Genomic DNA, 6,060 nt, shown 5'->3' on the forward strand with positions numbered 1-6,060 from the left:
GGACCGCCGCATCCGCACGGAACTGCATGACTTGCTGAAGGGGACGGGGGGCGGGGGCGGCGCGGACGGGGGGCCGGGGGCGGCGGGCGGCGAGCCGGAGGCGGGCCCCGGCCAGGAGTAGTTTCCGGCTACCCCAGGAAAACGGCCCGATTTCGGCAGGGCTAACGTCGTCGTCCGTGCCGCCGGCCCCGTTCGTGCACCAGGTACGGCGCGCGAACGGGGCCGGTGGGTTCATGCCTCTGCGGCCCTCAGCCGCTTATTTTTTGTCCCCGCCGCTGGGCTGCGGGGCGGGGTCCCGTGGCGCCTCCGGGGGCATGGGCCCGCCGTCGTGCTTCCCGCCGTCGTCCTCGGCGACGACTTCCAGGTCCCGGGGGTACCGGAACGGGACGCCGCGCCAGCCTTCCGCGTCAGGGGTGCGGGTCTCGAACGTCTCGACCGCTACCGCGCTCATCCATCAACCTCCTCTTTCGTGAGGGGCCGTACCTCCGTACCGTCGAAGGCACGGCCCGAAGGTCCGCAGGTTCTCTGCGGTCGGGTCACCCGCCCCGGCTGCTCGACTGTCCAGGTTTCCGCCGCCGGGGCGGGGTCTCAGGCGCCGGCCCTCAAGGCTCAGGCACCCACTGGCGCCGCTTGGCCTGGCAGATCGAGCATTGGCCGCGACATGCGGGAACCGGTTGGCCCGGCGGTATCGATGTGGTCCCGGACTTGCCCCACACGAGGGTGGAGGCAGGTTCGGTCTCGTCGCCGCCGGCCTGCTCGGGCATAGGGCCGGTCATACCGACTCCCGGTGCCCGTGGCGGTGATTCCGAATTCCGCGGGCGGCAGCGCAGGCGGCCTTCCAGTCGCCGGCCTTGGCAGCCTCATCGCGCTTCACGGCACAGGTGCCACAGGGGGCGCACCCGGGGACGGGCGTTTCTTCCAGAAGCCAGCCGTCCACATCGAGTTCGACGAGATCCTCGCTGTAACGGGGTGGGGTTGTCATGCCATCTCCGCGGTTGCTCACGTTGTGTGGGTGGCGACAAAGCTAGGGAGCAAGAGACCGCAGCGCGAAGCGGATTGCACTCGATTGCACTCGGATCACACGAGCGAGCGGATTGCCGTCGTGATCAGCCGGTGGGCCTTGGCTCCGTGCACGGCGAAGCCGGCGAGAGTGGCGAAGGTTTCGGCGTATGCGCGCACTTCGGTCGGCTGGGTGAGCGTGAGGTAGCCCGAGACGAGTTCCACGTTGACCTGTGCTTTGTCGTAGATCCAGAAGCCTTCAACGGGCATTCGCGGCCGGCCCGTACGCATGGGCACCACACCGAAGCTCACGTTGGGCAGTGCGCTGACCGTGATCAGGTGTTCCAGTTGCTGAATTTGGTTGTCAATGGTTCCGAGGCTGGTCCGGAGGACCGACTCCTCCACCAAGAACGCGAAGGTTGCGGAGCCTTCGTACAGTAGCCGTTGGCGCTCCATGCGTGCGGCCACGGCATCGGCGACGTCATCCATGGTGAGGCGTCGGCGTTGGACTGCCCGCAATACGTCTTCGGTGTAAGCGTGGGTTTGCAGGAGTCCGGGGATGAGCCAGGAAGAGTAGGCGCGGAACCATCGGGTTCGTTCGAACAGGGGCTGGACGGATTCCTGGGCGCGCCGAAGCCCGTTGCGTTCCATCCGGCGCCATTCGATCCACATGCCTTCGACGGCCTGAAGGGAAGCGATGAGGTCGTCGGTCTGCTCTTCTTGACCGCAGACACGGCACCAGGCGCGAATATCGTCGGCGGTGGGTGAGGTCTTGGCATTGACTATCCGGGAGACCCTGGAAGGGTGCCAGCCGCACGCGGCGGCCAGTTGCTTGCCTTCGAGGCCGGCATCCTTGCACATCTCCCGAAGGCGATCCGCAAGGACTTTCCGGGCCTGCTGAACACTTGACGATCCAGATGGGGGCATGGCGCGGGACAGTTACGCGGGCTTGTACTCCTCGTGCGGGATGGCGCGTTGCCAGACTGCTTCGAACGCTGCTTCAACCTGTTTGACGACGGGGGGGTCGGTTCGCCACTCACGGTCAACTACCTCACCTGCGCCGGAGAAGAAGGTGAAGAGGACGGCCGTCCCGTCGAACAACCAAAGGTCTGTCCCAGGCAGGACCAAATCCGCGGCTTGACGTCGAGGTAGCCACCGAACCAGCTCACCAGCCGCAACGTTGGCGAACGTCATGTCGTGTTCGTACCGGATGTAGTCGGTCGCCGGTTCGCTGACGACGCGGGCCCGCCGCATGACGACCCCGCGGGCGGTCGTCTCGGCCACGAGATTCCCCCAAGCGCCCCACCAGTCGGGCAAGTTGGCCGCATCTTCCTCGTACCGGTGGCCCGCCCGCCAGCGCGCGAACTCCGGGTCACCCGGGGTGTAGATGTCGCGCATCTCCAGGTGGAGAGCGGAGTGACGGGCGTTGGTGATTCCTTCACGTACGGGGTACTTCACTACGCCGGTCCTCCGATTGGGGAATGTACTTCAGCATCACGGCCGGGAGTCGAATGATCGTCTCGTGATCGGGCACGTTGGTGGAGTGGCCAGGGATGGAGCCGACTTCCTGGCATGCCTTCACCTCATCCTCCGTGGCTTTGTAGGACTGGATCAGGAGGTCCCCGGTGTCGTCGTCCACCCAGATGGTGGGCGAGTCGTCAACAGGGGTGTTCGGGATGATCCCCAGGAAACGTAGCTGCATATCTACTCCCGTGCCGAGTCGATTGCGCTCGATTGCACGACGATTCATCTGCCGGGGGCAGCGGTCAAGGGTTGGGGGTGGACTTCCGCCAAGGTCATCCGTGGTTCAGCGTTTGCGGATGGCCCGGAGGCGCGGGCGATCAGCGTGACGCCGTCGCTCTCGCACGTCCATACCGTCGCGCCGAGCCGTTCCATGTCGTGTCGGCCGAACGGGCAGCTGACGGGCCCATCGTCCGCCTCGGCGGCAGGCGCCGGCAGGCCCGCGAGCTGGTCGGCGATGAGGCGGGCTAGCAGGCGGTGCACGGTCGTCCCTGGCCGTCCGTCCGCTTGCCGCCGTTCTTCCCGTGGGAGGACTGCTGGTTCTTCTCGGAGTTCTTCCTGCTGACGTCGTCCGGCGCTCCGCTCATGCGCGCCGCCTTCACGATCCGGGTCAGCAGGCGGGCCTGGCTGGGGGTCAGCAGCGGCGGAGCGATGCGGTAAAGCCGCAACCCGCCCTCGTACTCCGTCAGCTTCACCGTGCTCGGGTCGGCCTTGATGCCGATCTTCTTCAGCGCGTCGTCGAACTCCGCGCCCTCTTCGGCACACGCCGCGTAGGGCGTTCGGGCCGTGGGGGTGGTCATGATCTGCTCTCCAAGCCTCGGAGGTGGCCGGCAGGGGGGTCACCCACACAGTCACTCTGTGCGGCCAACCGGTCACACGCTAGGAGGGGCGCCGCTACGCTGACGAGCGTTTCACCGACCAACCTGCGGCCTAGGCGGAGCGGCATATGCCAACCGCCGTGACCTGCACAAACGCGAGTATCGAAAGCACTGGACCGGCCAAGTGGTCAGGGGGCGGAGATGGGGATGGGGAACGGTCTTGGCAGTGGACAAGACGCCGAGGTCACGGACGCGCGGCGGGAGTTCGCCGAGGAGCTGAGGAGCGCCCGGGAGCTCCACGACCCCAGACCGTTGAGCCAGGAGGCACTGGCCCGGCTGGTGCGGACGTCGAAGTCGACCATCAGCCGCATCGAGACGTGCAAGGGGCCCATCCCGCCGGAGCTTCCGGCGAAGTTCGACGAAGTCTTCGGTACGGACGGGAAGTTCAAGAGGCTCTACGAAGAGATCGTGGCGCGCTCGTTCCCGTCGCTGTTCCGGCAGCGGATGGCGCTGGAGCGTTCCGCCATCGTGATTCGGGAGTGGTCGCCCACGATCGTGCCAGGGCTCTTCCAGACCGCCGATTACGCGAGGTACCTCCTTGCTGCCGGCGCCCCGCGTGCCAGCGAGCAAGAGATCACGCGGGACGTGAACAACCGACTCCACCGGCAGACACTCCTGGTCGGCGACACACCTCCGGATGTGTATGTGGTGCTGTGTGAGTCCGTGTTGCGTCGGCGCTTCTGCCCTCCGGAAATCATGCGGCGCCAGCTCAAGGTCCTCTTGGAGGCAGGCAAACGCCCAACCGTCCGGATCCAGGTGCTTCCGCTGGACGCCCCTGGAAGCCTCTTCATCGACTGGCCGGTCTCACTGATCACGGCTCCGAACCACGCTGTCTCGGTATGCGTCGAAACCTACAAGACCGCCAACATCATCAATGAACACGACCACGTACTGACGGCCATCCGGACCTACGATGAACTGACCAGCGAGGCGCTTTCCACACGGGAGAGCGCGCGCGTGATCGAGGAACAGATGGAGTCGCTGTCGTGATCATCGGTCCGACCCAGTGGGTCAAGAGCAGCTACAGCAGCCCGGAGGGCGGGAACTGCCTGGAGTGGGCGCCCACTTCGGCCTCCACGACCGGCATCGTCCCGGTCCGGGACAGCAAGACGCCGCAGGGCCCCGTCCTCGCGTTCCCGGCGGCCTCTTTCGCTACGTTCATCGCGGCCGTCAAGGGTGCCGAGTTTTCCAACTGACTCTGGAAAGCAGCCCGGAGCGGCGGAAACGGCCCCCTTCACCCGGTGGTGGAGGGGGCCGGCCCCTTGTCAGTCCCCGTACGTGACCGTCACCGGGGCGTGGTCCGACCAGCGCTGGTCGTACGACGCCGCGCGCTCCACCGTGGCCTTGAGGGCGCGGGCGGCCAGGCCGGGGGTGGCCATGTGGTAGTCGATGCGCCAGCCGGCGTCGTTGTCGAATGCGCGGCCCCGGTAGGACCACCAGGAGTACGGGCCCTCGGTGTCCGGGTGGAGGGTGCGGACGACGTCCACGTAGCCGCCCTGGTTCTCGTCCAGGACGGCGGAGAGCCAGGCGCGCTCCTCCGGGAGGAAGCCGGACTTCTTCTGGTTGGCCTTCCAGTTCTTCAGGTCGGCCTCGCGGTGGGCGATGTTCCAGTCGCCGCAGACGACCACCTCGCGGCCGTCCGCCGCCGCCCGCTTGCGCAGGTCCACCAGGTACGGCAGGAACTCCGCCAGGAAGCGTTCCTTCTCGTCCTGCCGCTCGGTGCCGACCTCGCCGGAGGGCAGGTAGAGGCTGGCCACCGTCACCCCGGGCAGGTCCGCCTCGGCGTAGCGGCCGCTGCCGTCGAACTCCGCCGACCCGAAGCCGATGCGCACCGCGTCCGGCTCCCGCCGCGTGTAGAGCGAGACGCCGGCCCGGCCCTTGGCGGCGGCCGGCGCGTGCACGGCGTACCAGCCGGCGGGCTCCCGGACCTCCTCCGGCAGCAGCGCCGTCTCGGCGCGCACCTCCTGGAGGCACACCACATCGGCGCCGGTCCCGGCCAGCCACGGTACGAAGCCCTTCTTGGCGGCGGCCCGCAGCCCGTTCACATTCACAGAGGTCACGGTGAGCATCCCGGCACCTTACCCGCCCTCCCCCGGGGCCCCGCGCTTCCGTACGCTTCCTGGAATGGAGATACGTTCCGTCCGGTACGACCACCCCGACGCGGTGCGGCTCGACCGGGAGGTCCAGCAGGAGTACGCGCGGCGCTACGGCGGCGATGGGGACCTCACCCCGCTCGACCCGGAGATGTTCGTCCCGCCCAACGGCCTGTATTTGCTCGCGTACGAGGACGGCACCCCGCTGGCCACCGGCGGGTGGCGGGTCCAGGAGGACGCCGCCGAGGGGTACGCGCCCGGGGACGCCGAGATCAAGCGGATGTACGTGGTGCCCGGCGCCCGGGGCCGGGGGCTGGCCCGGCGGATCCTGGCCGCCCTGGAGGCGGACGCGCGGGCCGCCGGCCGTACCCGGATGGTGCTGGAGACCGGCAGCAAGCAGCCCGAGGCGATCGCCCTCTACTCCTCCAGCGGGTATGCGGCGGTGCCGAAGTTCGGCTTCTACCGGGAGTACGAGTCGAGTCGGTGCATGGGGAAGGCGCTGGTCGGGGGCGCCTCCTAGGGTGTCCGGGCGGGCCGGGCCCGCCCGCCCCCCGCCCCCCTTTGACAGG

The 6,060-nt window shown here is 68.1% G+C and carries 9 protein-coding genes; 3 read left to right on the top strand and 6 right to left on the bottom strand.

Annotated elements, in window-relative coordinates; translation table 11 throughout:
* Positions 1-256: 256 nt before the first annotated feature.
* The 5 genes from ADL22_RS09735 to ADL22_RS09760 all read right to left on the bottom strand — a co-directional run bounded on the left by ADL22_RS09735 (position 257) and on the right by ADL22_RS09760 (position 3,320).
* Positions 257-451: a hypothetical protein gene (locus ADL22_RS09735; RefSeq protein WP_066975831.1), complete on the bottom strand. Its 195-nt coding sequence runs from the start codon at positions 449-451 to the stop codon at positions 257-259.
* Between the two features lie 626 nt (positions 452-1,077).
* Positions 1,078-1,926, bottom strand: coding sequence for a helix-turn-helix domain-containing protein (locus ADL22_RS09740; RefSeq protein WP_066975834.1), 849 nt, complete (start codon positions 1,924-1,926; stop codon positions 1,078-1,080).
* Between the two features lie 12 nt (positions 1,927-1,938).
* Positions 1,939-2,397 carry a DUF6879 family protein gene (locus tag ADL22_RS09745; protein ID WP_234430619.1) on the bottom strand — a complete coding sequence of 153 codons (459 nt, stop codon included), beginning with the start codon at positions 2,395-2,397 and terminating at the stop codon, positions 1,939-1,941.
* A 40-nt stretch (positions 2,398-2,437) separates the two neighbouring features.
* On the bottom strand, positions 2,438-2,701 hold the full coding sequence (locus ADL22_RS09750; protein WP_066975838.1) for a hypothetical protein: 264 nt from the start codon (positions 2,699-2,701) through the stop codon (positions 2,438-2,440).
* Positions 2,702-2,987: 286 nt separating this feature from the next.
* On the bottom strand, positions 2,988-3,320 hold the full coding sequence (locus ADL22_RS09760) for a hypothetical protein (protein ID WP_066975842.1): 333 nt from the start codon (positions 3,318-3,320) through the stop codon (positions 2,988-2,990).
* A gap of 225 nt (positions 3,321-3,545) precedes the next feature.
* Here ADL22_RS09760 and ADL22_RS09765 point away from each other — a divergent pair, with 225 nt between their 5' ends.
* Together ADL22_RS09765 and ADL22_RS09770 are read left to right on the top strand one after the other, a co-directional pair.
* The gene (locus ADL22_RS09765; protein WP_066975844.1) at positions 3,546-4,388 is read left to right on the top strand and encodes a helix-turn-helix domain-containing protein; all 843 of its coding nucleotides are present in this window, start codon (positions 3,546-3,548) and stop codon (positions 4,386-4,388) included.
* Entirely contained in the window at positions 4,385-4,594 is a 210-nt protein-coding gene (locus ADL22_RS09770; protein ID WP_066975846.1) for a DUF397 domain-containing protein, read from the top strand. Before ADL22_RS09765 ends, ADL22_RS09770 begins: the two co-directional genes overlap by 4 nt.
* A gap of 69 nt (positions 4,595-4,663) precedes the next feature.
* Here the strand turns inward: ADL22_RS09770 and ADL22_RS09775 are convergent, their stop codons facing one another.
* Entirely contained in the window at positions 4,664-5,467 is an 804-nt protein-coding gene (locus ADL22_RS09775) for an exodeoxyribonuclease III (protein ID WP_066975848.1), read from the bottom strand.
* 55 nt (positions 5,468-5,522) lie between these two features.
* On the opposite strand from ADL22_RS09775, the gene ADL22_RS09780 reads away from it, so the two are divergent.
* A complete protein-coding gene (locus tag ADL22_RS09780; protein WP_066975850.1) occupies positions 5,523-6,011 on the top strand; it encodes a GNAT family N-acetyltransferase in 489 nt (162 codons plus the stop codon).
* Positions 6,012-6,060 lie beyond the last annotated feature (49 nt).

This window comes from Streptomyces sp. NRRL F-4489, assembly GCF_001509485.1.
Classification (GTDB): Bacteria; Actinomycetota; Actinomycetes; order Streptomycetales; family Streptomycetaceae; genus Streptomyces.